24 protein-coding genes are annotated in these 24,356 nt (G+C 67.7%); 17 read left to right on the top strand and 7 right to left on the bottom strand.

Translation table 11 applies throughout. The features are described from left to right. Positions 1 to 272: 272 nt before the first annotated feature. Positions 273 to 1,229 (bottom strand): type I pantothenate kinase, encoded by a 957-nt coding sequence (coaA, locus tag E3O47_RS08535; RefSeq protein WP_104100937.1) that lies wholly within the window; start codon positions 1,227 to 1,229, stop codon positions 273 to 275. Positions 1,230 to 1,262: 33 nt separating this feature from the next. Between coaA and glmS the strand changes: the two genes are divergently transcribed. From glmS to E3O47_RS08485, 10 genes are all read left to right on the top strand, one after another. Continuing rightward, entirely contained in the window at positions 1,263 to 3,113 is a 1,851-nt protein-coding gene (gene glmS / locus E3O47_RS08530; protein WP_104100936.1) for a glutamine--fructose-6-phosphate transaminase (isomerizing), read from the top strand. Positions 3,114 to 3,172: 59 nt separating this feature from the next. Further along, positions 3,173 to 3,529: a holo-ACP synthase gene (locus E3O47_RS08525; RefSeq protein ID WP_104100935.1), complete on the top strand. Its 357-nt coding sequence runs from the start codon at positions 3,173 to 3,175 to the stop codon at positions 3,527 to 3,529. Continuing rightward, positions 3,526 to 4,704, top strand: a complete 1,179-nt coding sequence (alr, locus tag E3O47_RS08520; RefSeq protein WP_134401565.1) for an alanine racemase — start codon at positions 3,526 to 3,528, stop codon at positions 4,702 to 4,704. Before E3O47_RS08525 ends, alr begins: the two co-directional genes overlap by 4 nt. Then, the gene (gene tsaE / locus E3O47_RS08515) at positions 4,704 to 5,225 is read left to right on the top strand and encodes a tRNA (adenosine(37)-N6)-threonylcarbamoyltransferase complex ATPase subunit type 1 TsaE (RefSeq protein ID WP_134420209.1); all 522 of its coding nucleotides are present in this window, start codon (positions 4,704 to 4,706) and stop codon (positions 5,223 to 5,225) included. The genes alr and tsaE overlap by 1 nt, the downstream gene beginning before the upstream one ends. Positions 5,226 to 5,380: 155 nt before the next feature. Then, entirely contained in the window at positions 5,381 to 6,013 is a 633-nt protein-coding gene (tsaB, locus tag E3O47_RS08510) for a tRNA (adenosine(37)-N6)-threonylcarbamoyltransferase complex dimerization subunit type 1 TsaB (protein WP_134401566.1), read from the top strand. Further along, entirely contained in the window at positions 6,013 to 6,525 is a 513-nt protein-coding gene (gene rimI / locus E3O47_RS08505; RefSeq protein ID WP_134342972.1) for a ribosomal protein S18-alanine N-acetyltransferase, read from the top strand. Before tsaB ends, rimI begins: the two co-directional genes overlap by 1 nt. Further along, complete coding sequence (tsaD, locus tag E3O47_RS08500; RefSeq protein ID WP_134401567.1) at positions 6,522 to 7,634, top strand: tRNA (adenosine(37)-N6)-threonylcarbamoyltransferase complex transferase subunit TsaD; 1,113 nt, start codon at positions 6,522 to 6,524, stop codon at positions 7,632 to 7,634. Before rimI ends, tsaD begins: the two co-directional genes overlap by 4 nt. Positions 7,635 to 7,773: 139 nt before the next feature. After that, positions 7,774 to 8,142, top strand: a complete 369-nt coding sequence (locus E3O47_RS08495; protein ID WP_104100929.1) for a DUF4190 domain-containing protein — start codon at positions 7,774 to 7,776, stop codon at positions 8,140 to 8,142. Between the two features lie 97 nt (positions 8,143 to 8,239). Next, a complete protein-coding gene (locus E3O47_RS08490) occupies positions 8,240 to 8,803 on the top strand; it encodes a DUF4190 domain-containing protein (RefSeq protein WP_104100928.1) in 564 nt (187 codons plus the stop codon). A gap of 19 nt (positions 8,804 to 8,822) precedes the next feature. Then, positions 8,823 to 9,233, top strand: a complete 411-nt coding sequence (locus E3O47_RS08485; protein ID WP_104100927.1) for a DUF4190 domain-containing protein — start codon at positions 8,823 to 8,825, stop codon at positions 9,231 to 9,233. A gap of 25 nt (positions 9,234 to 9,258) precedes the next feature. On the opposite strand, the gene E3O47_RS08480 is transcribed toward E3O47_RS08485, so the two are convergent. Then, a complete protein-coding gene (locus tag E3O47_RS08480; protein ID WP_104100926.1) occupies positions 9,259 to 10,458 on the bottom strand; it encodes a methyltransferase domain-containing protein in 1,200 nt (399 codons plus the stop codon). Between the two features lie 127 nt (positions 10,459 to 10,585). On the opposite strand from E3O47_RS08480, the gene groES reads away from it, so the two are divergent. The 4 genes from groES to E3O47_RS08460 all read left to right on the top strand — a co-directional run bounded on the left by groES (position 10,586) and on the right by E3O47_RS08460 (position 14,112). Beyond that, positions 10,586 to 10,882 (top strand): co-chaperone GroES, encoded by a 297-nt coding sequence (gene groES, locus E3O47_RS08475; protein ID WP_066597535.1) that lies wholly within the window; start codon positions 10,586 to 10,588, stop codon positions 10,880 to 10,882. 71 nt (positions 10,883 to 10,953) lie between these two features. Then, positions 10,954 to 11,913, top strand: coding sequence for an EamA family transporter RarD (gene rarD / locus E3O47_RS08470; RefSeq protein WP_233191400.1), 960 nt, complete (start codon positions 10,954 to 10,956; stop codon positions 11,911 to 11,913). Positions 11,914 to 11,959: 46 nt separating this feature from the next. Continuing rightward, entirely contained in the window at positions 11,960 to 12,691 is a 732-nt protein-coding gene (locus tag E3O47_RS08465) for an ABC transporter substrate-binding protein (RefSeq protein WP_134401568.1), read from the top strand. Positions 12,692 to 12,816: 125 nt separating this feature from the next. Next, entirely contained in the window at positions 12,817 to 14,112 is a 1,296-nt protein-coding gene (locus E3O47_RS08460) for an ABC transporter substrate-binding protein (protein ID WP_104100924.1), read from the top strand. Positions 14,113 to 14,331: 219 nt separating this feature from the next. Here the strand turns inward: E3O47_RS08460 and E3O47_RS08455 are convergent, their stop codons facing one another. The 4 genes from E3O47_RS08455 to E3O47_RS08440 are packed head-to-tail and all read right to left on the bottom strand — an operon-like array spanning position 14,332 to position 18,275. Next, a complete protein-coding gene (locus tag E3O47_RS08455; protein ID WP_104171787.1) occupies positions 14,332 to 15,102 on the bottom strand; it encodes an ABC transporter ATP-binding protein in 771 nt (256 codons plus the stop codon). Beyond that, the gene (locus E3O47_RS08450) at positions 15,099 to 16,013 is read right to left on the bottom strand and encodes an ABC transporter ATP-binding protein (RefSeq protein WP_104194003.1); all 915 of its coding nucleotides are present in this window, start codon (positions 16,011 to 16,013) and stop codon (positions 15,099 to 15,101) included. Before E3O47_RS08450 ends, E3O47_RS08455 begins: the two co-directional genes overlap by 4 nt. Next, entirely contained in the window at positions 16,003 to 16,983 is a 981-nt protein-coding gene (locus tag E3O47_RS08445) for a branched-chain amino acid ABC transporter permease (RefSeq protein ID WP_104101024.1), read from the bottom strand. The genes E3O47_RS08450 and E3O47_RS08445 overlap by 11 nt, the downstream gene beginning before the upstream one ends. A 14-nt stretch (positions 16,984 to 16,997) precedes the next feature. Beyond that, a complete protein-coding gene (locus tag E3O47_RS08440; RefSeq protein ID WP_104100921.1) occupies positions 16,998 to 18,275 on the bottom strand; it encodes a branched-chain amino acid ABC transporter permease in 1,278 nt (425 codons plus the stop codon). Between the two features lie 277 nt (positions 18,276 to 18,552). Between E3O47_RS08440 and guaB the strand changes: the two genes are divergently transcribed. Next, positions 18,553 to 20,055, top strand: coding sequence for an IMP dehydrogenase (guaB, locus tag E3O47_RS08435; protein ID WP_134342978.1), 1,503 nt, complete (start codon positions 18,553 to 18,555; stop codon positions 20,053 to 20,055). A 16-nt stretch (positions 20,056 to 20,071) separates the two neighbouring features. Here guaB and E3O47_RS08430 read toward each other — a convergent pair whose 3' ends face one another. Continuing rightward, positions 20,072 to 21,082 (bottom strand): aminotransferase class I/II-fold pyridoxal phosphate-dependent enzyme, encoded by a 1,011-nt coding sequence (locus E3O47_RS08430; RefSeq protein ID WP_134420207.1) that lies wholly within the window; start codon positions 21,080 to 21,082, stop codon positions 20,072 to 20,074. A gap of 63 nt (positions 21,083 to 21,145) precedes the next feature. Between E3O47_RS08430 and E3O47_RS08425 the strand changes: the two genes are divergently transcribed. Together E3O47_RS08425 and E3O47_RS08420 are read left to right on the top strand one after the other, a co-directional pair. Further along, on the top strand, positions 21,146 to 22,264 hold the full coding sequence (locus tag E3O47_RS08425; protein WP_104100918.1) for a GuaB3 family IMP dehydrogenase-related protein: 1,119 nt from the start codon (positions 21,146 to 21,148) through the stop codon (positions 22,262 to 22,264). Between the two features lie 86 nt (positions 22,265 to 22,350). Continuing rightward, positions 22,351 to 24,081, top strand: coding sequence for a glycerol-3-phosphate dehydrogenase/oxidase (locus E3O47_RS08420; RefSeq protein ID WP_134342979.1), 1,731 nt, complete (start codon positions 22,351 to 22,353; stop codon positions 24,079 to 24,081). The last annotated feature ends 275 nt before the right edge of the window (positions 24,082 to 24,356 follow it).

Raw genomic sequence — 24,356 nt, 5'->3', positions numbered from 1 at the left:
TCAAATCACCCGACGCCCTCATCGCCCTCGCCATGCTCAGCCTCGGCGGCCACAAACCAGTGCTCCCCGGCCGGGATTAACCCACAGAAGCAGCAGGAGAGCCGAGATTGTGGCCGAATCGTTCCGAAACAGCTAGAGAAACCGGCTTTTCGTCAAAATCTCCGGCGAATTGGTTCAGGGCCGTAGTGCCCGGACGTCGAGGGTGCCCGCACGTCGAGGGTGCCTGTGCGGTGACACCCGGCGGAGCGCACTGTGCGGTGACAAACGGCGGGTCACACCTTGCGCAGCAGCACCTTGGAGACGGAGTGGTTCGGATCCTTGCGCAGCACGAGGGTCGCCCGCGAGCGGGTCGGACGGATGTTGCGCAGCAGGTTCGGTTCGTTGATCTCGGTCCAGATTTCCCGGGCCCGGCTCCGCGCCTCGGCCTCGGTCATACTCGCGTACCGGTGGAAGTACGACTTCGGATTACTGAATGCGCCGCGCTGCAGCTTGAGAAAGCGCTCCTCGTACCAGCGAGCGATGTCCTGCGTGCGGGCGTCCACGTATACGGTGAAGTCGAAGAGGTCGCTGACGGCGAGGCCGTGGCCCGGTCCGGGCGGCTGCAGCACGTTGAGACCCTCGACGATCAGGATGTCCGGCTGCCGCACCACGATCTGGGCGTCGGGCACGATGTCATAGCTGAGGTGTGAGTAGAACGGCGACCGCACTTCGGCGGCACCGCTCTTGACCGCGGCCACGAAGCGTAGCAGGGCCCGCCGGTCGTAGGACTCCGGGAACCCTTTTCGGTCCATCAGGCCCCGGCGGGTGAGTTCGGCGTTGGGCAGCAGGAAACCGTCGGTGGTCACCAACTCGACCCGCGGGGTGTCCTCCCAGCGGGCCAGCAGCTCCCTCAGCAAGCGGCCGATGGTGGACTTGCCCACCGCGACCGATCCGGCGACCCCGATCACGAACGGCGTGCGCTGGGCGCGCTCCCCGAGGAAGTCGCTCGTGGCGCGGTGCAGCTGCCGTGCACCGGCGGCGTAGAGGTTGAGCAGGCGGCTGAGCGGCAGGTAGACATCCGTCACCTCACTGAGGTCGAGCGGCTCACCCAGCCCCCGCAACTGCACGATCTCCGTCTCCCGCAGCGGAAGCCGGGTGGTTGGCGCGAGGGCGGCCCAGTCAGCCCGGTCCAGTTCGACGAAAGGAGTGCTGTGGCCGTTGTTCCAGGGACTCGCAACCGGATCGGACATTTCACCGAGCTTACTCGGACTAATATCGCAGTCATGTGTGGAATCGTTGGTTACGTCGGAGATAACAAGAGCGTTCAGGTCCTGATGGGAGGTCTGCGGCGACTCGAGTACCGGGGGTACGACTCCGCGGGGATCGCTGTCATCGACAGCGAGGGTGCTCTCAATACCGCTAAGCGAGCGGGCAAGCTGGCCGTTCTGGCCGCCGAGCTTGAGGCGAACCCGATCAATAATGGGAACACCGGGATCGGACACACTCGGTGGGCCACCCACGGGGCGCCGAATGACGTGAATGCGCACCCGCACCTGGGTGACAACGGCAAGCTGGCCCTTATTCACAACGGAATTATTGAAAACTTCTCCGTGCTCAAGGACGAACTCCTCGCCGAGGGATTCACCTTCGAGAGTGAGACCGACACCGAGGTCGCCGCGATCCTGCTTGGCCGGGAATACCAGCGCGTCGGCGACCTGGGCGAAGCGTTCCGCGCTGTCGTCTCCCGCCTCGACGGTGCCTTCACCCTGCTCGCCGTCCACCAAGACCAGCCCGGCATCGTCGTCGGCGCCCGCCGCAACTCCCCGCTCGTGATCGGCCTGGGCGACGGAGAGAACTTCCTCGGCTCCGACGTCGCCGCTTTCGTCGAGTACACCCGCCGCGCGGTCGCCATCGGCCAGGACCAGATCGTCACGATCACGCCGGACCTCGTCACCGTGACCGACTTCGACGGCAACGCCGTCGAAGTGGAAGAGTTCGACATCGCCTGGGATGCCTCCGCGTCCGAGAAGGGCGGCTGGTCCAGCTTCATGGCCAAGGAGGTCTCCGAGCAGCCGGATGCCGTGCGCAACACCCTGCGCGGGCGCATCCATGAGGGCCAGGCCGTCGTTCCCGAGCTGACCGAATTCGGAGACGACGTGCTCGCCGGCATCCGTCGCATCGTGGTCGTCGCCTGCGGCACCGCGGCGAACGCCGGCTACGTCGCCAAGTACGCCATCGAAAAGTGGACCCGGGTTCCGGTCGACATCGAACTCAGCCACGAGTTCCGTTACCGCGACCCGGTGCTGAACCCCGAGACCCTGGTCATCTCGATCAGCCAGTCCGGCGAAACCATGGACACGCTGATGGCGGTCAAGTTCGCCCGGGAAGCGGGTGCGAAGGCCATCTCGATCTGCAACACGCAGGGTGCCACCATCCCCCGCGAGTCGGACGCCGTCATCTACACCCACGCCGGCCCGGAGGTCGCCGTGGCCTCAACGAAGGGCTTCACCGCCCAGATCGCCGCCCTCTACCTCTTCGGCCTGCACCTGGCCCGGGTGCGCGGCAGCCTCAGCGAAGCCGAGTGCGCCGTGCAGATCGCCGAGCTCCAGGCCATCCCGGACAAGCTGGCGACCACGCTGCTGCAGGAGTCGACCGTGCACGAGCTGGCCACCTGGATGGCCGACACGCGTGCCGTGCTCTTCCTCGGCCGCCACGTGGGCTTCCCGATCGCGCTCGAGGGTGCGCTCAAGCTCAAGGAGCTCGCGTACATCCACGCGGAGGGCTTCGCCGCCGGTGAGCTCAAGCACGGCCCGATCGCGCTGATCGAGCCCGGCCAGCCGGTCTTCGTCGTTGTGCCGAGCCCACGCGGCTCCGCGCACCTGCACCCCAAGGTGGTCTCGAACATCCAGGAGATCCGGGCCCGCGGCGCGCGCATCATCGCGATCGCCGAAGAAGGGGATGTCGCGGTGCTGCCGTTCGCGGACACCGTCATCCGCATCCCGCTGGCCTCGCCGCTGTTCGAACCGCTCCTCGCGGTCGTACCGCTGCAGATTTTCGCCATGGAACTCGCCACGGTGAAGGGCCTCGACGTCGACCAGCCACGCAACCTGGCGAAGTCCGTCACGGTCGAGTAGCGCCAGTCCTCGAGTCGGAGTAGCCGGAGGGTGCAGCACAGGGTGCAAGGGTTGACCGGATGATCCGGGGCATCGGGGTCGACATCGTCGACCTCGCTCGCTTCGAACGGCAGGTCTTGCGCACGCCTGGGCTTATTCCCCGGCTTTTCACGGAAGCCGAGCGCGGGTTGCCGATGCACTCCTTGGCCGCGCGCTTCGCGGCCAAGGAGGCACTGATCAAAGCGCTCGGCGACAGTGCCGGCGCCAGCTGGCAGGAGATGGACGTCGTGACCGACGCGCACGGCAACCCGGGATTCGTGCTTCACGGGGCTACCGCGGCGGCACTGACGGCCCGCGGCATCGACACAGTGCACTTGACCATGACTCACGACGCCGGGGTGGCCTGTGCGTTCGTGGTCGCGGAGGGCGGGGCATGACCGGATACCGCGAGGCCGTCGTCGACCTGGGCGCGGTCTACGCCAACGTCGCGCACCTCAGGCAGGTGGCCGGCACCCCGCACCTGATGGCCGTCGTCAAGGCGAACGCCTACGGCCATGGGGCAGTGCCGGTCGCCCGCACCGCGCTCGCCGCGGGCGCCGACTGGCTCGGGGTGGCCGACGTCGACGAGGCGCTCGAGCTGCGGGCCGCCGGCATCGACGCGCCCGTCCTGGCCTGGCTGCACGATCCGGATGCCGATTTCACCGTCGCCATCACCCGGAGCATCACCCTCGGGCTGTCCTCGGCGCGGCAGCTGCGCCAGGTCGCCGAGGCCGCCGCCGCTCTCGGTCGCGTGGCCGACGTGCACCTCAAGCTCGAGACCGGGCTCAACCGCAACGGCGTGAACGAACCGGACTGGGCCGAGACGTTCGCTCTGGCGGCCCAGCTCGAGCAGGCCGGCCGCCTGACCGTGACCGGCATTTTCAGCCACCTGTCGAATGCGTCCCCGGTCGACGACGCCGAGGCGATCGAGCGCTTCGAACGCGGTGTCGCTCTCGCCGCCGACACCGGGCTGACCCCGTCTCTGATCCACCTGGCGTCCACCGCGGCGGCGCTGCGCGTGCCGGCCGCCCGCTTCTCGATGGTGCGGGTGGGCATCGGCATCTACGGTCTGTCGCCGTTCGCGGACCAGACGTCGCGGGATTTGGGCCTCACCCCGGCGATGACGCTGCGGGGGCGCGTCGCCGCCGTGCGCCGCGTGGCTGCGGGGGCCGGGGTGTCCTACGACTACCTGTGGCGGGCACCGGTCGACGGCTACCTCGCCCTCGTGCCACTCGGCTACGCGGACGGCGTGCCCCGCCAGGCCTCCGGAACCGCGTGGGTCGACATCTCTGGACACTCGCATCCGCTGGTCGGGCGCATCGCGATGGATCAGTTCGTCGTCAGCATCGGCCAGGAACGCGTGACGGTCGGCGACGAGGTCGTACTGTTCGGCAACCCGGAGACCGGTGTGCCGAGCGCGACCGACTGGGCCGACGCCGCCGGCACCATCAACTACGAGATCGTTACCCGGATCGGCCGCCGGGTTACCCGCAGCTACCGGAACGCGGTCGACGGCGCGGCGGGCGGCACGCGGCCCGGCGGCGGCGTTCGGCCCGGCGGCGGTTCGCGCTGATGCGCGCCGTCATCCCCGACGCCGACAGCATGCACGAGTTCGGCCGCACGGTCGCGGGGCTGCTGCAGGCCGGCGACCTGATCGTGCTGACCGGGCCCCTCGGCGCCGGAAAGACGACCTTCACCCGCGGCCTGGGGGAGGGTCTGCAGGTGCGCGGCTCGGTCACCAGCCCCACCTTCGTGCTGGCCCGCACCCACCCCAGCACGATCGGCGGACCCCCGCTCGTGCACGTCGACGCCTACCGGCTCGGAAGCGCCCTCGAGCTGGATGACCTCGACATCGATTTCGTTCGGTCGATCGTCGTGGTCGAGTGGGGTCGCGGGATGCTCATCGGTATCGCCGACTCCTGGCTCGATATCGAGATCGAACGGCCCGTCGGGGCCTCGCAGGCGGCCGCATCCGTCGTCGCCGACGAGGCCGAGGTGCTCGACCTCGACGAGCCGCGCACGGTCACGGTCACCCCGCACGGCCCCCGCTGGCCGAACGAATTCGACGGAGATTTTGCTCCTACAGGCCCATAGTGGGCCCGATCCGGCTCCAGAGCCCAAAATCTCCGTCGAATTCGTTCAGGGCGGCCGACGAGCAGGCTTGGCGGAGCAGGATCGGCAGCACAGCCCGTCGGCGGCACAGCGCATTAGCGGCACAGCGCATCGAACACAGCGAATAGGCTGGTGAGGTGCTTCTCGCCATCGATACTTCCGCCGGAACGAGCGTCGCGGTCGTGGATCTCGCCCGAGGCGTCATCGCCGAACACGCCACCGACGACACTATGCGCCACGCCGAGGTGGTCGGCCGCCTGATCGCCGACTGCCTCAGCGACGCGGCCGTGCCGATCAGCGGCCTCTCCGCGGTGGTCGGCGGCATGGGTCCCGGCCCCTTCACCGGTCTCCGTGTGGGCATCGCCGCCGCGCGGGTCTTCGCGCTGGGCGCCGGGGTGCCCTTCGTGCCCGTCGTCAGCCACGATGCGCTCGCCTTCGGCCGCTACCAGGCCGGCCACACCGGCTCGCTCGTCGTCGTCACCGACGCCCGTCGCCGCGAGGTGAACTGGTCCGTGTATAGCGGGGCGGATGCCGTGGGTCTCCCGATCCGGGTCGACGGTCCTGGTGTGGCCCAGCCAGCCGTGCTGCGGGAGCCCGGCTGGGCGCACGCTGAGGTGCCCCGCTTCGACGCGGTCGCCGTGTCCGCCGGGGAGCTGGGGCAGGTTGCCGAGCTGATGTGGGCCCACCAGCGCCCGTTCGCCGCCGACACGGCGCTCTACCTGCGCTCGCCGGATGTCACCGTGTCCAACGGCCCGAAACGGGTGAGTTGATGATGTGGCAGCTGCGGCGCGCCCGAGCCGCCGATGTGGACGCCATCATGGCGCTCGAGACCCGTATCTTCGTCAACGACGCGTGGTCCGCCGAGGCGATGGCCCAGGACGTGGTCAACCCGAACTGCTACTACCTGGTGGCCTTCCCCCCCGATGAGCCCGACCGGATCGAGGGCTACGCCGGGCTGCAGGCCCTGCAGGGAGCGCGCGAGGGCGACATTCAGACCATCGCGGTCACCCAAGAGACCCGCGGCCACGGCCTCGGCCGAACCCTGATGCTCAGCCTGATCGCCGAGGCCCGGAAGCGGGGCGTGCGCGAGGTGTTCCTCGAGGTGCGCGCCGACAACCCGCCGGCCCAGGAACTCTACCGCCGACTCGGCTTCGAGGAGTTGGGCATCCGCCCTGGCTACTACCAGCCCGACAACGTCGACGCGATCGTGATGCGACTGCACGTGCCTGACGCCGAGATGCAGATGACACCGGCAGAGGCCGCACTGGAGGCCACCGAATGACCGCCCTGAACGCGCAGACCACCCTGAACGCGATGACCGCGCAGAACCGCGCCAACCCGCTCGTGCTCGGCATCGAGACCTCCTGCGACGAGACCGGAATCGGAATCGTGCGCGGAACCACCCTGCTCTCCAACACGATCGCGTCGTCGATGGACGAACACGCCCGCTACGGCGGAGTCGTGCCGGAGGTGGCCGCGCGCGCACACCTTGAGGAGCTCGTTCCGGCGATCCGGGCGGCCGCGCTGGAGGCCGGCATCCGTTTGGAGGACATCGATGCGGTGGCCGTGACCTGCGGCCCCGGTCTGGCCGGCGCGCTCATGGTCGGGGTCGGCGCGGCCAAGGCACTAGCCATCTCGCTCGGCAAACCGATCTACGCGGTCAACCACCTCGTCGGTCACGTCGGGGCCGATGTGCTTCGACTCGGCGCAGACGACTCCACGAAGCCGCTGGAATACCCCACCGTTGCGCTTCTCGTCAGCGGCGGTCACACCTCACTGCTGCTGGTGCGCGATCTGGTCTCCGACGTCGAACTGCTCGGCGAGACCATCGACGACGCGGCCGGCGAGGCCTTCGACAAGGTGGCCCGCCTGCTCGGCCTGCCCTACCCGGGCGGACCCCAGATCGACCGGGCCGCGCGGGAAGGCAATCCCGCGGCCATCCGTTTCCCCCGCGGTCTCAGCCAGACCAAGGACATGGCGAAACACCGGTACGACTTCTCGTTCTCCGGGCTCAAGACCTCGGTCGCGCGCTGGGTCGAGCAGAGACGCGACGCGGATGAGTCGGTGCCGCTGGCCGACGTGGCCGCCAGTTTCCGAGAGGCGGTCGTCGACATCCTCCTGACCAAGTCAGTCGCGGCCTGCGTCGACCTCGGTGTGCCGAGGCTCCTGCTCGGGGGCGGCGTGATCGCCAACGCCCGGCTGCGTCAGGTGGCCCAGGAGCGCACGGATGCCGCCGGCATCGCCCTGCGCATCCCGCCTCTATCGCTCTGCACCGACAACGGCGCCATGATCGCCGCCCTCGGGGCGCAGCTGATCATGGCCGGGCATGCGCCTTCGTCACTGGAGTTCGGGGCGGACTCCACCCTTCCGGTCTCCGAGATCCAGGTCTGAAACCCCCTCCCACCGGTATTTCGCCACCGGACGGGTATTCTAGCTTCGGCAGGCGACGTTTGTTCGTGCGATCAACACCTTGTCCGGCTGGGAGCCAGATTGGCAGCCCAGATGCACCATTCCCGAAGGAGCAATCGACATGACCGATCCCAACGAGCCGCCGGTTAACCCGCCCATGTTCCAGCCGCCGGCGGCGCAGGCCGCTCCGGCCTACGCCCAGCCGGGCTACCCTCAGCCCTACGCGCCGCAGGGCCCATCCGAGAAGTACAACGTGCTGTCCATTGTGTCGCTCGTGACCTCGGTGCTCGGGATCTCCCTGGTCGGCATCATCACCGGCCACATCGGTCTGAGCCAGATCGGGAAGACCGGAGAAAAGGGACGGGGACTCGCGATTGCCGGCCTCATTGTCGGCTACGCCGGCCTGGCGGCTCAGCTCCTGGCCGTCGTCCTGCTGATCCCGTTGATGATCGCGATCGCGAACGACCCGACCCTGCTCAATACCTACTGACCCGGTGGCCACGGGCAGAAACCCTGCGCGTCGATGACCCGTGACCCGATATGCAATTAGCGACGCCACCCCGTTGTCCGGAAAGGAATGAATTCGCATGAGCGATTCCAACAACCCCAGCAACTCTGACGTGCCCCGCGTGCCTGACGTGCCCCAGGTGCCCGGCGTGCCGGAGGTGCCTGACGTGCCGCAGGTCCCCGATATCCCGCGCGACGAGCAGGGGGCGTCCGCCGCCCCGCCGGCGTACAACGGCCCGACCCCGTCGGCCTCCGTCCCGCCCGCCTACGGCGCCGCGACCCCGCCGCCCGGCTACGGCACCCCGGCGATGACCCAGGCGCCTGCCCATGGCGACGCGTATTCGTCGCCCTTCGGTGCGGTCGCCGCGAAGCAGCCGATTTTCAGCATCTTGGCGCTGGTCGCCGGCGTTATCGGCGTGCTCGGCTCGCCGATCGTGTTCCTCCCGATTGTGGGTGGCATCCTCGGACTGTTCATCCCCGCCGCCGCGGTCGTCCTGGGCTTCCTCGGTAAGTCGAAGGAGCCGCAGGCGAGGGGCTTCTGGCTGACCGGGCTGATCACGGGGTTCATCGGCGTCGGTCTGGCACTGGTCAGTATCGTGATCTGGTCTGTCTTCTTCGCCACCATCCCCAACTCGTCGTACTGAGCGGAAGATAGCAGCGGGGATGGTTGGGGAGGAACGGGACTGGTCCCGCAACGATGACTTCCGGGTCGACCTCACCCGGCCTCCGGCGCCCGCTCCGGGGGAGCTGGACTACGCGTCGACCATCACAGCCCCTACCGAATGGGTGCCGTACGTCTACACCGACAGCGAGCTGACCGCGCAGGCAGGCCAGGGCGGGCTGTCCATCGCATCGCTCGTCTTCGGGCTGCTGGGGCTGCTGATCGCGGTCTTCGGCGTCTGGGGTGCGGCGCTCTCCCTGGCCGCGGTCGTGCTGGCCGTGATGGCCCGCGTGACCGAGCGCCGTGCCGGCACCGCGTGGGCCTACGGGCTGTGGACCGGGCTGGCCGGGCTGGTCCTCGCGGTCGGGTGGGTGTCGATCGTCACACAGGTGCTGACGGTCGTGCCCGGCTGAGCCATGCTGTCCTTCGCCGCTGGCCTCAGTCGAGTGGCGGAATCCGCTCCACCAGCAGAGCCACCCGGTGGCCGGCGGCCCGGGTGAGCACGAGCGTCGCCGACTCGGGGCCCTTGAGCTTCAGTCGGGTGCGCAGGGTGGCCGGGTCGACGTCCACGCCGCGTTTCTTGATCTCGAGAGTGCCGATGCGGCGTTCTTGTAGGCCCAGCCGCAGCTTCTTCTCGTCGACCGGCAGCACCTCGAGCACCCGGAATGCGGTGGCGAAGGGCGTGCGTTGCAGGGTCTCGGAGGTGAAATACGCGATCCCCTCGCTCAGCATCGACGCGTCGAGCGACCGGGCCAGGTCCCCGATCAGACGGGCACGGATGATCGCGCCGTCCGGCTCGTACAGGTAGTCGCCCAGCACTCCCACCGGGGCATCCGTGCTGTCGTGGGGCGCGGTCAGTTCGTGGATCCCGGTCCGGCCGAGCAGCAGGGCGGAGCGACGGATGCCGGCGCGCGCCAGTGCTCCGAACCACAGCCCCATCTCCACGAGCTTGCCGTCCACGGAGACCCACTGCGACTCGGCTTCCGCGGGGATCAGCTCGCGGTCGTGGCCCGGCCCGAGCTTGACGCCGACGGGCATCCGCTCACTGAGACCGAAGACAAAATCGAGGTGCGGGGAGTAGTCCTCCGGCCGGGTCAGGCGCGAGGTGTTGGAGTGCCCGGCGGTGCGCCGGGCCGGGTCGAGCCAGGCGGCGTCGAAGCCGGCCAGGTCGACGTCTTCCGCGGACGAGTGCAGAACGCTCGCGTTCTCGAACGGAGCCAGGTTGTAGCTGGCGACGGTCGCGGTCACCTCGTCGGCGTCCACCCCCGTCACCGTGAGGTCCATGGCGGCCAGGGCCATGGCGTCGCCTCCGATGCCGCAGCCGAGGTCGACGACCCGGTTCAGGGACGCGCCCGCGAAGCGGCCGGCGTGCAGCGCCGCCACCCGCAGCCGGGTGGCCTGCTCGAGGCCGGCCTCCGTAAACAGCATGCGGCCGGCGAACTCGCCGAACTTGGGCACGGCCCTGGCTCGGAGCCGGGACTGGCTGAGCACCGCGGTGACCAGCTCGGGGCTGTGTCCGGCCTTGCGCAGTTCGCTCACCACCCGCACGACGTCGGCGGCCGCGTCGTACGGCGGCAACGAGTCCAGCAGGCGCAAACCGCCCGGCGATAACAGCTCGACGAGCTCTGAGCGTTCCATCGTGTAAACCTATCAACACGACGCATCTGGCACTCACGTTGCGTGAGTGCCAGATGCGCCCTAAACTCGTCTTGGCACTCTCGCTGTGAGTCTGCTAACTATGTCTTAGCTAAGAAAGAGGTCAACCGTGTCGGTCTCCATCAAGCCGCTCGAGGATCGCATCGTCATCAAGCAGGTCGACGCAGAGCAGACCACCGCATCAGGTCTGGTCATTCCTGACACCGCCAAGGAAAAGCCCCAGGAGGGCGAAGTTGTCGCAGTCGGCCCCGGCCGCATTGACGACAACGGCAACCGCATTCCACTCGACGTCGCCGTCGGCGACAAGGTGATCTACTCCAAGTACGGTGGAACCGAAGTCAAGTTCGGTGGTGAGGACCTCCTCGTCCTGTCGGCCCGCGACGTGCTCGCAGTCGTCGTTCGCTAGCCACACCCACGCAACGGTAGAATCCCGGATGGCCCTGGCCATCCGGGATTCGTCGTTAAGAAAGGTCCGCTGTGGCGCAAGACGCTCTTCCACCCGGGAAAATCCGCGCGGCCCGCCCGGCGCGGTCGGAGCAGAGCAAGGGACTGATCTACGCGGTCCTCGCCTACGCCCTCTGGGGCACGCTGCCGCTCTACTTTCTACTCCTCGCGCCCAGTGGTGCCTTCGAGATCGTGGCCTGGCGGGTTCTCTTCTCCCTGGTGTTCTGCGCACTGCTGATCACGGTCACGCGCAAGTGGAAGTCCTTCCTCGCGCTGCTGCGGAGGCCTCGCATCGTGTTCACCATGGGTCTGGCCGGCCTGCTGATCTTCGTCAACTGGCAGACCTACGTCTTCGCCGCCCTCAGCGGCCACGTGGTCGAGGCAGCCCTCGGCTACTTCATCAACCCGATCGTGACCGTGTTCCTCGGCGTCATTCTGCTGCGCGAGAGGCTGCGCCTGCTGCAGTGGGTGGCCGTGGGAATCAGCCTCGGGGCCGTCGTCGTGCTCACCGTCGGCTACGGCTCGCTGCCGTGGGTGTCGCTCATCCTCGCGTTCTCGTTCGGATTCTACGGATTGATCAAGAAAAGGGTCGGCCGCGACGTCGATGCCGTCGCCGGACTCACCCTCGAAACGGTCTGGCTCGCACCCATCGCCGTGGTGCAGCTGATCGTGGTGGCCTCTGTCTCCGGTCTCACCTTCGGAAGCGTGTCCATCTGGCATACCGTGGGGCTGCTGGCAGCAGGTGTTGTGACCGCTGTGCCGCTGTTGTTCTTCGCCGCCGCGGCCCGGCGCCTGCCTCTGACATACATGGGTCTGATCCAGTACTTCGCTCCGATCCTGCAGTTCCTGGTCGGCGTCTTCGTGCTGCTCGAGCCCATGCCGCCCGAGCGCTGGGTCGGTTTCGCACTGGTCTGGGTGGCGCTGGTCGTTCTCACGACCGACATGGTCCTCACCGGACGCGCGCCCCGGCGTGCGTCCCTTGAACCGGTCTGAGCCCCGCTACGCTCGGGGACGCACCTCGTATGTGAAAGGACACCGGATGCGCACTGCGTCGACTTCCCTGCCCGTCATCCTCGTCGGGGCGCTGGCCTGCGTGCTCCTGCTGTCCGGATGTAGGGCTGAGGTCGCGCCGCCCTCAGTCGAGCCCGCTGCCGCCGCGTCCGTCGTGGTGGCTCCGTCCGGTGACGGGACCGTGCGCCTCGGAACTCTGTTCCCCATGACGGGCCCGGCGGCGGCCAGTGGTGCGGCACAGGTGGCCGGCTCCGAACTGGCCGCCCGGGAGATCACCGAGCAGGGCCGAATTCTCGGGGCTCCGATCGAGATCATCCACCGCGACTCCGCCGTCGACCCGGCGACGTCGCTGACCGACTTGTTGGCTCGTGGCGTCGACGTCGTGCTGTGGGACGCCACCGTTCCGATGCCGGGCGATCTGGCGGCCGCCGTCGCGGCGGCGCCGGTGGTACTGCTGTGGCTCGGCGACTTCGCGAACGGAGGCACGCCGCTGGCCGCCAGTGACGGCTTCGCAGCGCGCCTGCGCACCCTCGATCCAGGGCTGGTCGACACTGCCGGCGGCGGTGAAGCCTATGACGGAGTCGTCTTGAGCGCCCTGGCCGCAGCACGGGCCGGAGACGACGGTGCGGCGTCGATCAGGCCCGCTCTCGACCAGGTCAGTACCGGGGCGTTCGCCTGCGCATCCTGGGGAGAATGTGCGGCCGCGCTGGCCGATGCGCAACAGATCGCTTATCAGGGCGTCACCGGCCGCCGATCGTAACGATTTGGTCTGCGTTACACGGATGTAACCCGGTTGCCTTGTTTCGCGCGATTCCTGTCAATAATGTGACAGAACGGCAGTCAATCGACCGCTGTCATTTCTCATTCCTAGTCCCAAGGAGCAACATGAGCGTATTCGCGAAGGCCTCGGCCTCCCGCTCAGTTCGGGCAGTCGTCACTGGAGTCGCCTTGGTCGGCGTCAGTGCACTTCTGCTCACCGGCTGCAGCAGCAACACCACTGAGCCGGCTGCATCGGAAGCCCCCGCCGCGAGCGGAGACGCCCAGGCCATCACGGCCGGCGACCGTGACCTGACCCTGAAGGTCGGCACCATCCTTCCCCAGAGTGGCGCCCTGGCCTTCCTCGGCCCGCCCGAAGAAGCCGGCGTCGCCCTGGCCGTCAAGGACATCAACGACGCGAACCTCGGATTGACCGTTGAGGCCATCTTCCGTGACTCCGGCGACACCACGACGGACACCGCGACCGGTTCGGTGACCGACCTTCTCTCGCAGAAGGTTTCCGCCATCATCGGCGCGGCATCCTCCGGCGTCTCCAAGACCGTGATCGACCAGATCACCGGCGCGGGCGTCGTGCAGTTCTCCCCGGCCAACACCTCGGCGGACTTCACGAAGTACGCCGACAAGGACCTCTACTGGCGCACCGCCCCGTCCGACCTGCTGCAGGGTGAAGTCCTGGGCACCCAGATCGCCGACGACGGCAACAGCACCCTCGGCCTGATCGTGCTCAACGACTCTTACGGCACCGGCCTGGCCGAGTCCACGACGACCGCCTTCGAGGCTGCGGGCGGCGAGGTTGTCGCCACGTCCCTGTTCAACGAGGGTGACTCCAACTTCGCCGCTCAGATCTCCGAAGTGACCGCCGCCAACCCCGACGCGATTGCCCTGATCACGTTCGACCAGGCCAAGGTCATCACCCCCGCACTGGTCGGCTCCGGCTTCCCCGGTGGCAACCTGTACTTCGTGGACGGCAACCTGTCCGACTACAGCAAGGACTTCGACGCCGGCATCATCACCGGTGCCAAGGGCACGCTGCCCGGCCTCGACGTAGGAACCCTCGGCGACTTCACCGATCGTCTCAAGGAGATCGACCCCACCCTGACCGACTTCAGCTACGCGGCAGAATCTTACGACGCCGTCATGCTCGTCGCGCTGGCCGCCTACGCGGCCAACGACGTCTCAGGTGAGGCCATCTCCAAGCACCTCCGCCAGGTCTCTGGGGGAACCGGCGACGGCACCACGGTCTCCGACTTCACCGCGGCGGCTAAAGCCCTCGCGGCCGGCGACCAGGTCGACTACGAGGGCTTCTCCGGCCCGGTCACGTTCGATGAGAACGGCGACCCGACCGAGGCAACCATCGGCGTCTACGAGTACCTCGAAGACAACACGTACAAGCGCATCAACTAGTCACGATTCGTCGCTGACCGGCATTCGATCTGGAAGGGCCCCGACTTCGGTCGGGGCCCTTCTTCGTGCGCCCGGTGACGGCCGTCACCCGGTGACGTCCCTCTCCCGGACACGATCGGCGTCACCGGACACGGAGCACCGGACACACGGAAGCGGCGCCCGAAGATCTCGGGCGCCGCTTCGTCGTGCGGGGCGTGCAGTCGGTGCTGGCGGCTCCGGCTAGTCGTCCTGGCCGAGGGTGCCGAGGTAGAGGCCGATCACCTTGGGATCGTTCAGCAGCTCGCGGCCGGTGCCCGTGTAGGCGTCACGGCCCTGGTCGAGCACGTAACCGCGGTCGCAGATCTGCAGGCACCGGCGCGCATTCTGCTCCACCATGATCGTGGTCACGCCGGCCTTGTTGATCTCCTTGACACGCAGGAACGCCTCGTCCTGGCGCACGGGGGAGAGGCCTGCGCTCGGCTCGTCGAGCAGCAGTACGTGCGGGCCCATCATCAGCGCCCGCGACATGGCCACCATCTGGCGTTCCCCGCCGGACAGCGATCCGGCGCGCTGCTGCAGACGCTTCCCGAGCTCCGGGAAGATCTCCGTGACGAACTCGAGGCGTTCGGTCAGGCCTTTCGGCTTCAGGAACATGCCCATCTCCAGGTTTTCCTGGATCGTGAGCGTGGGGAAGACGTTGTTCGTCTGGGGCACGAAACCGACGCCCTTGGCCACGAGCTTGTTCGCCTTGAGGTTGGTGATGTTCTCGCCGCGAAGCAGGATCTCACCCTCCCGGACCTTGACCTGGCCGAAGATCGACTTGAGCAGCGTGGACTTGCCGGCGCCGTTCGGGCCGATGATCCCGATCAGCTCGCCGTCGTAGGCGGTCAGGGAGCAGGCGTTGAGGATGTTGACGCCCGGCAGGTAGCCGGCCGTCACCGTCTTGACCTCGACGACGGGCTGCCCGGTGGGCGTGTAAGCCGGCGCGGCGGCGGGGCTGGTGTTCGTCAATCGAGCAACTCCTTAATGGCTTCCACATGTTCTGTTTCGGCGGCCGGATCCTCGCCGAGGTCCTCGTCGTGGTGCTGACCCAGGTAGGCGTCGATCACGGCGGGGTTACGCATCACCTCGTGCGGGTCGCCCTCGGCGACCACGCGGCCTTCGGCCATCACGATGACCCAGTCGGCGATGTGGCGCACCATATGCATGTCGTGTTCGACGAACAGAACCGTCATGCCCTCCGCCTTCAGGTTGAGGATGTGGTCCAGTAGCGACTGCGTCAGTGCCGGGTTCACCCCGGCCATCGGCTCGTCGAGCATCACCAGGCTCGGCTCGCTCATCAGCGCCCGTGCCATCTCGAGCAGCTTGCGCTGCCCGCCGGAGAGGCTTGCGGCGTAGTCATCCTTCTTGGTGTCGAGCTTGAACCGTTCGAGGATATCGAGGGCCTGCACCCTGTTCGCCTCCTCCTGTTTGGCCCAGAAGAAGGGGAAGATCGCCCGGAACAGGTTCTCGCCGGCCTGGCCCTTGGCGCCGAGCAGCATGTTGTCCATGACGGTCAGCAGGCCGAGCGCCTTGGTGAGCTGGAAAGTGCGCACCTGGCCCATCCGGGCCACCTTGAACGCGGGCATCCCCGACAGGGGGCGACCCTCGAAGGTCCACGACCCGGTGTCAGGCTTGTCGAAGCCCGTCAGCAGGTTGAACAGGGTGGTCTTGCCGGCTCCGTTGGGTCCGATCAGCGCCGTGATGGCGCCGCGCGGGATCTCGACGTGGTCGACGTCGACGGCCTTGAGACCGCCGAAGGTTCGACTCACGCCGTCGGCAACCAGGATCGGGTCGCGCTTCTTGCAGCCCGGTTCGGCCTCGCCGATGTGCAGGTCGGTCGACTTGACCGGCTTGTTGCTGGGAACGGTGTTATTTGACAAAGGCCAACTCCTTCTTGTTTCCGAAGATGCCTTGCGGTCTGAAGATGACTATAAGCATGATCGCCACTCCGACCAGGATGAAGCGCAGCTGGCCGGCCTGAATGCTGGTGATGAAAGGGATCCAGCCTGCCTCCACCGCTCGGGCGATGAACCCGGAGAAGAAGGAGAGCAGAACCCAGAAGACCATCGAGCCGATGACCGGCCCGAGAATCGTCGACGCGCCGCCGAGCAGGAGGATCGCGTAGATGAAGAACGTCAGGGACGTCTGATAATTCGAGGGCACCACCGCACGGGGAAGCACAAAGATCATTCCGGCGATCGTGCCGAACACGCCACCGAGAATCAGAGACTGCATCTTGTAGGAGTAGACGTTCTTGCCGAGCGCGCGCACAGCATCCTCGTCTTCACGGATTCCCTTGATCACGCGACCCCACGGGCTGCGCATGATCTGCCATGTGAACAGGCAGGCGAGGGCCACGATCGACCAGGCCACGATGCGCAGCCACCAGTCGTACTCGTTGTACTCGAAGGGGCCGAAGCCGTAGCGCCCCTCCGGGATCGGGTTGAGGCCGGCGAAACCGCCCTTGTAGCCGCTCAGGCCGTTCGCGGAACCCGTGATGGACTGGAACGTGTTCGTCGTGAACAGGAGGCGCACGATCTCGGCCGCCGCGATCGTCACGATCGCGAGGTAGTCCGCGCGCAGGCGGAGCGTCGGGATGCCCAGGACCAGGGCGAAAACGACGGATGCGCCGACCCCCACCAGCACGGCACCCCAGACGGGGAAACCGAAGCTGAGGGTGGAGATGGCGAACCCGTAGGCTCCGAGGGCCATGAAGCCGGCCTGGCCGAAGTTCAGGAGGCCGGTGTATCCGAAGTGGATCGCCAGCCCGAGAGCCGCGAGGGCGTAGGCGGCGGTGGTCGGGCTGATCAGCTCGACGGCTGCGTTGCTAAAGATTGCTCCCCAGTCGATCATCGGATGCCCTTCTAGCCAATTCTCTCTTTGCGACCCAGGATGCCTTGCGGCCGAAGCAGCAGCACCAGGATCAACACGACAAGTGCACCGACGTATTTAAGGTCGGAGGGAAGCAACAGCGTCGACAGTTCGACGAACAGGCCGACGATGATCGAACCGATCAGGGCGCCGAAAGCGGTGCCGAGACCGCCGAGGGTCACGGCCGCGAAGACGAGCAGCAGGATCTGGAAACCCATATCCCAGCTGACGCCCGGTCGGAAGTAGGCCCACAGAATTCCGCTGAGGCCGGCGAGGGCCCCACCGAGCACCCAGACGATCCGGATGACGCCGTCGACGTCGATCCCGCTGGCCGAGGCCAGGCTGGGATTGTCGGAGACCGCGCGGGTGGCCTTGCCGATGCGGGTGCGCAACAGGAAGTAGGAAACGGCCAACAGCACCACGATGCTGATGCCCATGCTGGCCACGTCGATCATCGAGAGCCGGATCGGACCCAGCTGCATGTCGGCGAGGCCGGATCCCGGAAGCTGGCTCGTTCCGCCGCCGACGAAGATCTGGAACAGGTAGCGCAGGGCGAGCGAGAGGCCGATGCTCACGATCATCAGTGGGATCAGACCGACGCCCTTGCGGCGCAGCGGCTTCCAGATCACCGCGTCCAGGCTCCAGCCGAAGCCCGCGCTCAGCGCGACGGCGATGATGATCGCCAGCCAGATCGGCAGGCCGAGCGTGACCGAGAAGAGGAGGGACATCAGCGCGCCGAAGGTGATCATCTCCGCATGCGCGAAGTTGCTCAGCCCGGTGGTGCCGAAGATCAGGGACAGCCCGATCGCGGCGAGGGCCAGGAGCAGACCGAAGTTCAGCCCGTTGACGAACCGATTGATGAACTGATCAAAGAAGCTCACCGTCGTGCGCGTGCCCTCACCGAGGAAGAAGTTGACCGACTTCACCTTCGTGAGCGCGAATTCCGCCTCGATCACGCTGCCGCCCTTAGCGACGACGACGCCCTCGGGGAGGGTCTCCTCATCGAGGGTGACGGTGTAGGCGGCCTTCTCGGGCACGCCGACCTTCCACTTGCCGTCGGCACCCGTTTCCACGGATGCTTCATAGCCGGCCCCCTCGACGGTGATCAGCACATTGTCGAGCGGTTTCTGGTCGAACTGCACATTGCCGGTGAGTACGAACTCGTACTCATCGGTTCCGACCTCGTCGGCATGAGCCGGACTGGCCGAGACGGTGGCGAATGTGGACATAGTCAGGGCTGCGAAGAGCAGGCCGAAAAAGATCACCAGCATTCTGGGTGAGAATCTGCGAACAGCTTCAGGGGAATTCACTGCACCTCCATGGCGGCACCGTTGGGTCTGTGACCGAGCGTGCCCCGGGTCTCACCCACCAACATCTTTGTTGACAGTAAGTGAAGATTATGTCGCATATGTTCCGACGACGGCCGACACTCCCTAGATTCTCTGCTGAGGAATGCGCAGAGCGCAACGTCGCTTAACATTGAGAAGCCGGTAATCGAGTTGGATGGCCGCGTTTTCTCCACTTTCCTGCATTGTTAAAAGGGGTTTCATGGATCAGCCAGATCCGTTCGGTTTCACCGGGCTTACGTACGACGACGTCCTTCTTCTTCCGGGGCACACCGACGTCATTCCCAGTGAAGCCGGGACAATGTCTCGGTTGACGCGCCGGATCAGCGTGGCCACGCCGCTGCTGTCCAGCGCGATGGACACCGTCACCGAGACCCGGATGGCCATCGCGATGGCCCGTGAGGGTGGCCTCGGCGTGCTGCACCGCAACCTCTCGATCGCGGACCAGGCCGAGCAGGTCGACCTCGTCAAACGCAGCGAATCCGGCATGATTACCAATCCGGTAACAACTTCGCCCGACGCCACCGTTGCGGAGGTCGACGCCCTCTGCGGGCAGTACCGGATCAGCGGTCTTCCCGTCGTCGACGCCGACGGCGTGCTCGTGGGCATCATCACAAACCGGGACATGCGGTTCGTCTCCACCACCAAAAAGCACACGACCCGGGTGCGCGAGGTGATGACGACGGCACCGCTGATCACGGGCAAGGTCGGCATGGCCCCGATGGACGCCGTCGCCATCTTCGCCACCCACAAGATCGAGAAGCTTCCCCTCGTCGACGACCACGGCCGCCTGACGGGCCTGATCACGGTCAAGGACTTCGACAAGAGCGAGGAATACCCCTTCGCCACCAAGGACGATGCCGGACGACTGCGCGTCGGCGCGGCTATCGGCTTCTTCGGCGACGCCTGGCAGCGCGCCACCGCACTTCTCGAGGCAGGCGTCGACGTGCTCGTGGTCGACACCGCCAACGGCGACAGCGCCGGGGTGCTCGAGATCATCCGTCGCCTGAAGTCCGACCCTGCCTTCGAGGGGGTCGACGTGATCGGCGGCAACGTGGCCACCCGCTCCGGCGCCCAGGCCCTCATCGACGCCGGCGTCGACGCGATCAAGGTCGGGGTCGGCCCCGGCTCGATCTGCACCACCCGCATCGTCGCCGGCGTCGGCGTGCCGCAGATCACCGCCGTCTACCAGGCGTCGCTCGCGGCCCGGGAGACCGGCATCCCGGTCATCGCCGACGGCGGGCTGCAGTATTCCGGCGACATCGCCAAGGCACTGGTCGCCGGCGCGGACACCGTCATGCTCGGCTCCCTGCTCGCCGGCTGTGACGAGAGCCCCGGCGAGCTTGTCTTCGTCAACGGCAAGCAGTTCAAGACCTACCGCGGCATGGGCTCGCTCGGCGCGCTGCAGAGCCGCGGCACGAAGACCTCCTACTCCAAGGACCGCTACTTCCAGTCGGATGTCCCCTCCGACGACAAACTCATCCCGGAAGGCATCGAGGGCCAGGTCCCGTATCGCGGACCGGTGTCCGCCGTGGCCTACCAGCTGATCGGCGGCCTGCGCCAGTCCATGTTCTACGTGGGCGCGCGCACGATCGACGAGCTCAAACAGAAGGGTAAGTTCGTACGGATCACGTCCGCCGGGCTCAAGGAGTCGCACCCGCACGACGTGCAGATCGTGGTCGAGGCGCCCAACTACCGCCGCTGACAGTACTCGAGGGCGACTAGGCGGCCGCGGCCAGCCGGGAGACCGCTTCCGCGAGCACCTCAGGTGAACACCCGAAGTTGAGACGCGCGAAGCCCCGGCCCGGTTCGCCGAACATCGGGCCGGGGCTGAGCGCGACCCGGGCCTGCTCGAGTGCGACCAGCGCCGGGTCGTCACCCCAGCCGAGGCTCCGCAGGTCAAGCCAGGCCAGGTAGCCGGCCCCTGGCTGCCGGTAGCCGACCCCGGGCAGTTGCGCGTCGAGCAGCGCGGCGAGCTCGGCGCGCATCCGTTCGCCGGCGGTGACGAGAAGCGCGCATTTGAGGCCGGCCAGGTTCCAGGCCTTGCTCGCGCTCGTCACGCAGACGCCGTGGTCGGCGGCCTCGGTGGAGACCGTGAGGTAGGGCGTGAAAGCGGCGTCGGTGTAGGTCAGCGGGGCGTGGACCTCGTCGCTGACGACCGTGACGCCGTAATGGGCGGCGAGCTCGGACAGCGCCGTAAGGTCCTGGACGGTGTGCGGATGCCCGATCGGGTTGTGCGGGTTGCAGAGCAGCACGCAGCGCACGCCCGATCGGAAGGCGCGCTCGAGGCCGTCCAGGTCGAGGGTCCAGCCGGTCTGACCGGCGAGGAGTGGCACGGCGTGCGGCACCCCGCCGGCCTCGGGCACGAGGTCGGAGAACGGCGGGTAGACCGGGGGAGTGATCACAACCCGGTCGCCGGGCCTGATCAGCATTCGCAGGGTCTCCACGATGGCCGCGCTGACATCCGTCGTGGTGGTCACCTGCTCCGGGTCGACCTGCCAGCCCCAGCGGCGACCGGCGAACCCCGCGAAGGCCGCGCCAAGCCCGTTGACCGGTGCGACATACCCGGTGTCGCTGCGCCGCACCGCCGCTGTCAACGCGTCCCGGATAGGTTCGGCGAGCGGAAAGTCGGACTCGGCGACGAAGAGCGGCAGCACATCGGCGGGAAAACTGCGCCATTTCATGCTGGTGCGCTCGCGCAGGAAGGACAGAGGGTCGGCGGTGACGTCCATCACCTCAGGATGCACCCCGCGGCATCCGTCGTCGAGGAGCGCCGCGGCACCTAAACTGAAATCATGGAAATCGAGATCGGCCGCTCCAAGCGCGCCCGCCGCGTGTACGCCTTCGACGACATCGCGATTGTGCCCAGCCGGCGCACCCGCGACCCGGAGGATGTGTCGGTCGACTGGACCATCGACGCGTATCAATTCTCGATCCCGTTCCTCGCGGCGCCGATGGACTCCGTGGTCTCCCCGCAGACGGCCATCATGATGGGTCAGCTCGGCGGCGTCGGCGTACTCGACCTCGAGGGCCTCTGGACCCGCTATGACAACCCCGAGCCGCTCCTCGCCGAGATCCGCGAGCTGCCCGCCGACCGGGCCACCGCGCGCATGCAGGAGATGTACTCCGAGCCGATCAAGCCTGAGCTCGTCACCGCCCGCCTCGCGGAGATCCGCGCGGCCGGCGTGACTGTGGCCGGCGCCCTGTCGCCGCAGCGCACGCAGGAATTGTACGAGACCGTCGTCGCCGCCGGCGTCGACCTGTTCGTCATCCGCGGAACCACCGTTTCTGCCGAGCACGTCTCGCAGAACCAGGAACCCCTCAACCTCAAGAAGTTCATCTACGAACTCGACGTACCCGTGATCGTGGGCGGGGCGGCGACCTACACCGCGGCCCTGCACCTCATGCGCACGGGTGCGGCCGGCGTGCTCGTCGGATTCGGCGGCGGCGCGGCCTCGACCACGCGCGCCTCCCTCGGCATCCACGCGCCCATGGCCACGGCCGTGGCCGATGTCGCCGGTGCCCGTCGGGACTACATGGACGAGTCCGGTGGACGCTACGTGCACGTCATCGCTGACGGCGGCCTCAACACCTCCGGCGACATCGTCAAGGCCATCGCCTGCGGCGCCGACGCCGTCATGCTCGGCACCGCGCTGGCCCGGGCGACGGATGCCCCCGGCGGCGGCTTCCACTGGGGTGCCGAGGTGCACCACTCGAAGCTGCCCCGCGGCAAGCGGGTCGAGGTGGGCGCCCTGGCGCCGCTCGAGACCATCCTGTATGGCCCGACGCCGATCGCCGACGGCACCGCGAACCTCGTCGGCGCGCTGCGCCGGTCGATGGCGACCACCGGTTACTCCGACCTGAAGGAATTCCAGCGCGTCGAGGTGGTCGTCGCCCCGTACCGGGGGAATTAGACGGTTGTCGCGCCGCACCGAGTGAACTAGCGTCGGTATGAATTAGCGTCAGGTAAGCACCACACCATTGGAATGGGAGTGAGCACATGGCACCAGGTAATTCGGCGTCGCGATCCACGAAACTGGGTCCGGAGGAACGAGCTGCGGCCCTCGAACGGCTGAAGGGCAAAGAGCTCGACATCCTCGTGGTCGGCGGCGGCATCGTCGGCACCGGAGCCGCCCTGGACGCGGTCACCCGCGGCCTGAGCGTGGGAATCCTCGAGGCCAGGGACTGGGCGTCGGGAACGTCGAGCCGGTCGTCCAAGCTGGTGCACGGCGGCATCCGCTACCTGGAACAGGCCGACTTCCGGTTGGTGCGCGAGGCTCTGACGGAGCGTGGCCTGCTCCTGCAGCGCATCGCCCCGCACCTGGTGAAGCCGGTGCGGTTCCTGTACCCGCTCAGGAAGCGCGTCACCGAGCGCTTCTACGTGGGCGCCGGCATGCTCCTCTACGACCTGTTTTCATATACCGGCGGGCGCGCCCCCGGTGTGCCGCATCACCGCCACCTGTCCAAGCGGCAGGTGAAGGGGCTTCTGCCCAGCCTGAACACCGACACGATCGTCGGCGGCATCACCTACTACGACGGGCAGGTCGACGACGCGCTCTACGTGGCCTCGCTCGTGCGCACCGCGTCGTTCTACGGGGCGCACGCGGCCAGCCGGGTGCGGGTCGAAGGATTCATCAAGGTGGGTGAGCGGGTGGTCGGCGTGCACGCCCACGACCTGCAGACCGATGAACGGTTCGAGGTGCGGGCCCGGCAGGTCGTGAACGCCACCGGGGTCTGGACCGACGACACGCAGCGCATGGTCGGCGAACGCGGCACGTTCAAGGTGCGCGCGTCGAAAGGCATCCACCTGGTCGTGCCCCGGGACCGGTTCCAGTCGGCCATGGGGCTGCTGCTGCGCACCGAGAAGAGCGTCCTGTTCGTGATCCCCTGGGGACGACACTGGCTGATCGGCACGACCGACACGGACTGGCATCTGGACAAGGCGCACCCGGCCGCCACCGCCGCCGACATCGACTACCTGCTCGAACACGTGAACGCCGTGCTCCGGGTGCCGCTGACCCGGGAGGACGTCGAGGGAGTCTACGCCGGCCTGCGGCCGCTCCTGGCCGGGGAGTCGGAGAGCACCTCGAAGCTGTCCCGCGAACACCTCGTCGGACACTCCGTGCCCGGCCTGGTGGTGATCGCGGGCGGAAAGTGGACCACGTACCGGGTGATGGCGAAGGATGCGATCGATGCGGCCGTCGACGCCTTCGACGAACGGGTCCCGGCCTCCACCACGGCGGAGATCCCGCTGCTCGGCGCCGAGGGCTATCAGGCCGCCTGGAACAAGCGCGGCCGGATCGCGCGGGCGTTCGGCCTGCACACCGTCCGCGTCGAGCACCTGCTGAACCGCTACGGCACCCTGACCGACGAGCTTCTCGACCTGATCCGCAAGACCCCGTCACTGGCGGACCCGCTGCCGGGGGCCGACGACTACATCGAGGCGGAGGTCGTGTACGCGGCCACGCATATGGGCGCCCTGCACCTCGAGGACGTGCTGGCTCGCCGCACTCGCATCTCGATCGAGGCCTGGGACCGCGGCGTCTCGGCGGCGCCCGTGGCCGCGCGGCTGATGGCCGGGGTGCTCGGCTGGGACGAAGCCCGGGAGACGCGCGAAGTGGGCACCTACCTCAAGCGGGTGGCGGCGGAACGCGCGTCGCAGCAGCAGCCCGACGACGAGTCCGCCGACCGCGTGCGGCTCGAGGCTCCGGACATCGCCGCCACGAAATAGGAGCGAGCCTCTCCTGCCGCCACCCTCGCCCGGCGTCCACTCCCTGCCTCCGCTTGTCCGCTCGCACCCCGCCGGTGCGTGAACGAATTCGACGGAGATTCTGCCCTGTGGGGCCTGAAAAATACCCGACAGCGCCGTTCAGGGCCAAATCTCCGTCGAATTGGTGAGAGCAGTGGGCGGCGCGGCGGCGCGGCGGCGGGCCGCGGGGCCGCGGGGCCGCGGGGCTGGCGGCGCGACAGCGGGCGGGAGGCACGCAAACTCGCTCCGGTAGACTG

It is taken from the genome of Cryobacterium sp. TMT2-17-1 (genome assembly GCF_004402765.1).
GTDB lineage: Bacteria > Actinomycetota > Actinomycetes > Actinomycetales > Microbacteriaceae > Cryobacterium > Cryobacterium sandaracinum.
The sequence above is the reverse complement of the archived record's forward strand: the minus strand, read 5'-3'. Positions and strand labels throughout refer to the sequence as shown.

Bases quoted from the DNA above. Each gene is read 5' to 3' on its own strand.
- coaA (WP_104100937.1), bottom strand. From the start codon at position 1,229: ATGTCCGATCCGGTTGCGAGTCCCTGGAACAACGGCCACAGCACTCCT.
- glmS (WP_104100936.1), top strand. From the start codon at position 1,263: ATGTGTGGAATCGTTGGTTACGTCGGAGATAACAAGAGCGTTCAGGTC.
- E3O47_RS08525 (WP_104100935.1), top strand. From the start codon at position 3,173: ATGATCCGGGGCATCGGGGTCGACATCGTCGACCTCGCTCGCTTCGAA.
- alr (WP_134401565.1), top strand. From the start codon at position 3,526: ATGACCGGATACCGCGAGGCCGTCGTCGACCTGGGCGCGGTCTACGCC.
- tsaE (WP_134420209.1), top strand. From the start codon at position 4,704: ATGCGCGCCGTCATCCCCGACGCCGACAGCATGCACGAGTTCGGCCGC.
- rimI (WP_134342972.1), top strand. From the start codon at position 6,013: ATGATGTGGCAGCTGCGGCGCGCCCGAGCCGCCGATGTGGACGCCATC.
- tsaD (WP_134401567.1), top strand. From the start codon at position 6,522: ATGACCGCCCTGAACGCGCAGACCACCCTGAACGCGATGACCGCGCAG.
- E3O47_RS08495 (WP_104100929.1), top strand. From the start codon at position 7,774: ATGACCGATCCCAACGAGCCGCCGGTTAACCCGCCCATGTTCCAGCCG.
- E3O47_RS08490 (WP_104100928.1), top strand. From the start codon at position 8,240: ATGAGCGATTCCAACAACCCCAGCAACTCTGACGTGCCCCGCGTGCCT.
- E3O47_RS08485 (WP_104100927.1), top strand. From the start codon at position 8,823: ATGGTTGGGGAGGAACGGGACTGGTCCCGCAACGATGACTTCCGGGTC.
- E3O47_RS08480 (WP_104100926.1), bottom strand. From the start codon at position 10,458: ATGGAACGCTCAGAGCTCGTCGAGCTGTTATCGCCGGGCGGTTTGCGC.
- E3O47_RS08465 (WP_134401568.1), top strand. From the start codon at position 11,960: ATGCGCACTGCGTCGACTTCCCTGCCCGTCATCCTCGTCGGGGCGCTG.
- E3O47_RS08460 (WP_104100924.1), top strand. From the start codon at position 12,817: ATGAGCGTATTCGCGAAGGCCTCGGCCTCCCGCTCAGTTCGGGCAGTC.
- E3O47_RS08440 (WP_104100921.1), bottom strand. From the start codon at position 18,275: ATGCTGGTGATCTTTTTCGGCCTGCTCTTCGCAGCCCTGACTATGTCC.
- guaB (WP_134342978.1), top strand. From the start codon at position 18,553: ATGGATCAGCCAGATCCGTTCGGTTTCACCGGGCTTACGTACGACGAC.
- E3O47_RS08430 (WP_134420207.1), bottom strand. From the start codon at position 21,082: ATGGACGTCACCGCCGACCCTCTGTCCTTCCTGCGCGAGCGCACCAGC.
- E3O47_RS08425 (WP_104100918.1), top strand. From the start codon at position 21,146: ATGGAAATCGAGATCGGCCGCTCCAAGCGCGCCCGCCGCGTGTACGCC.
- E3O47_RS08420 (WP_134342979.1), top strand. From the start codon at position 22,351: ATGGCACCAGGTAATTCGGCGTCGCGATCCACGAAACTGGGTCCGGAG.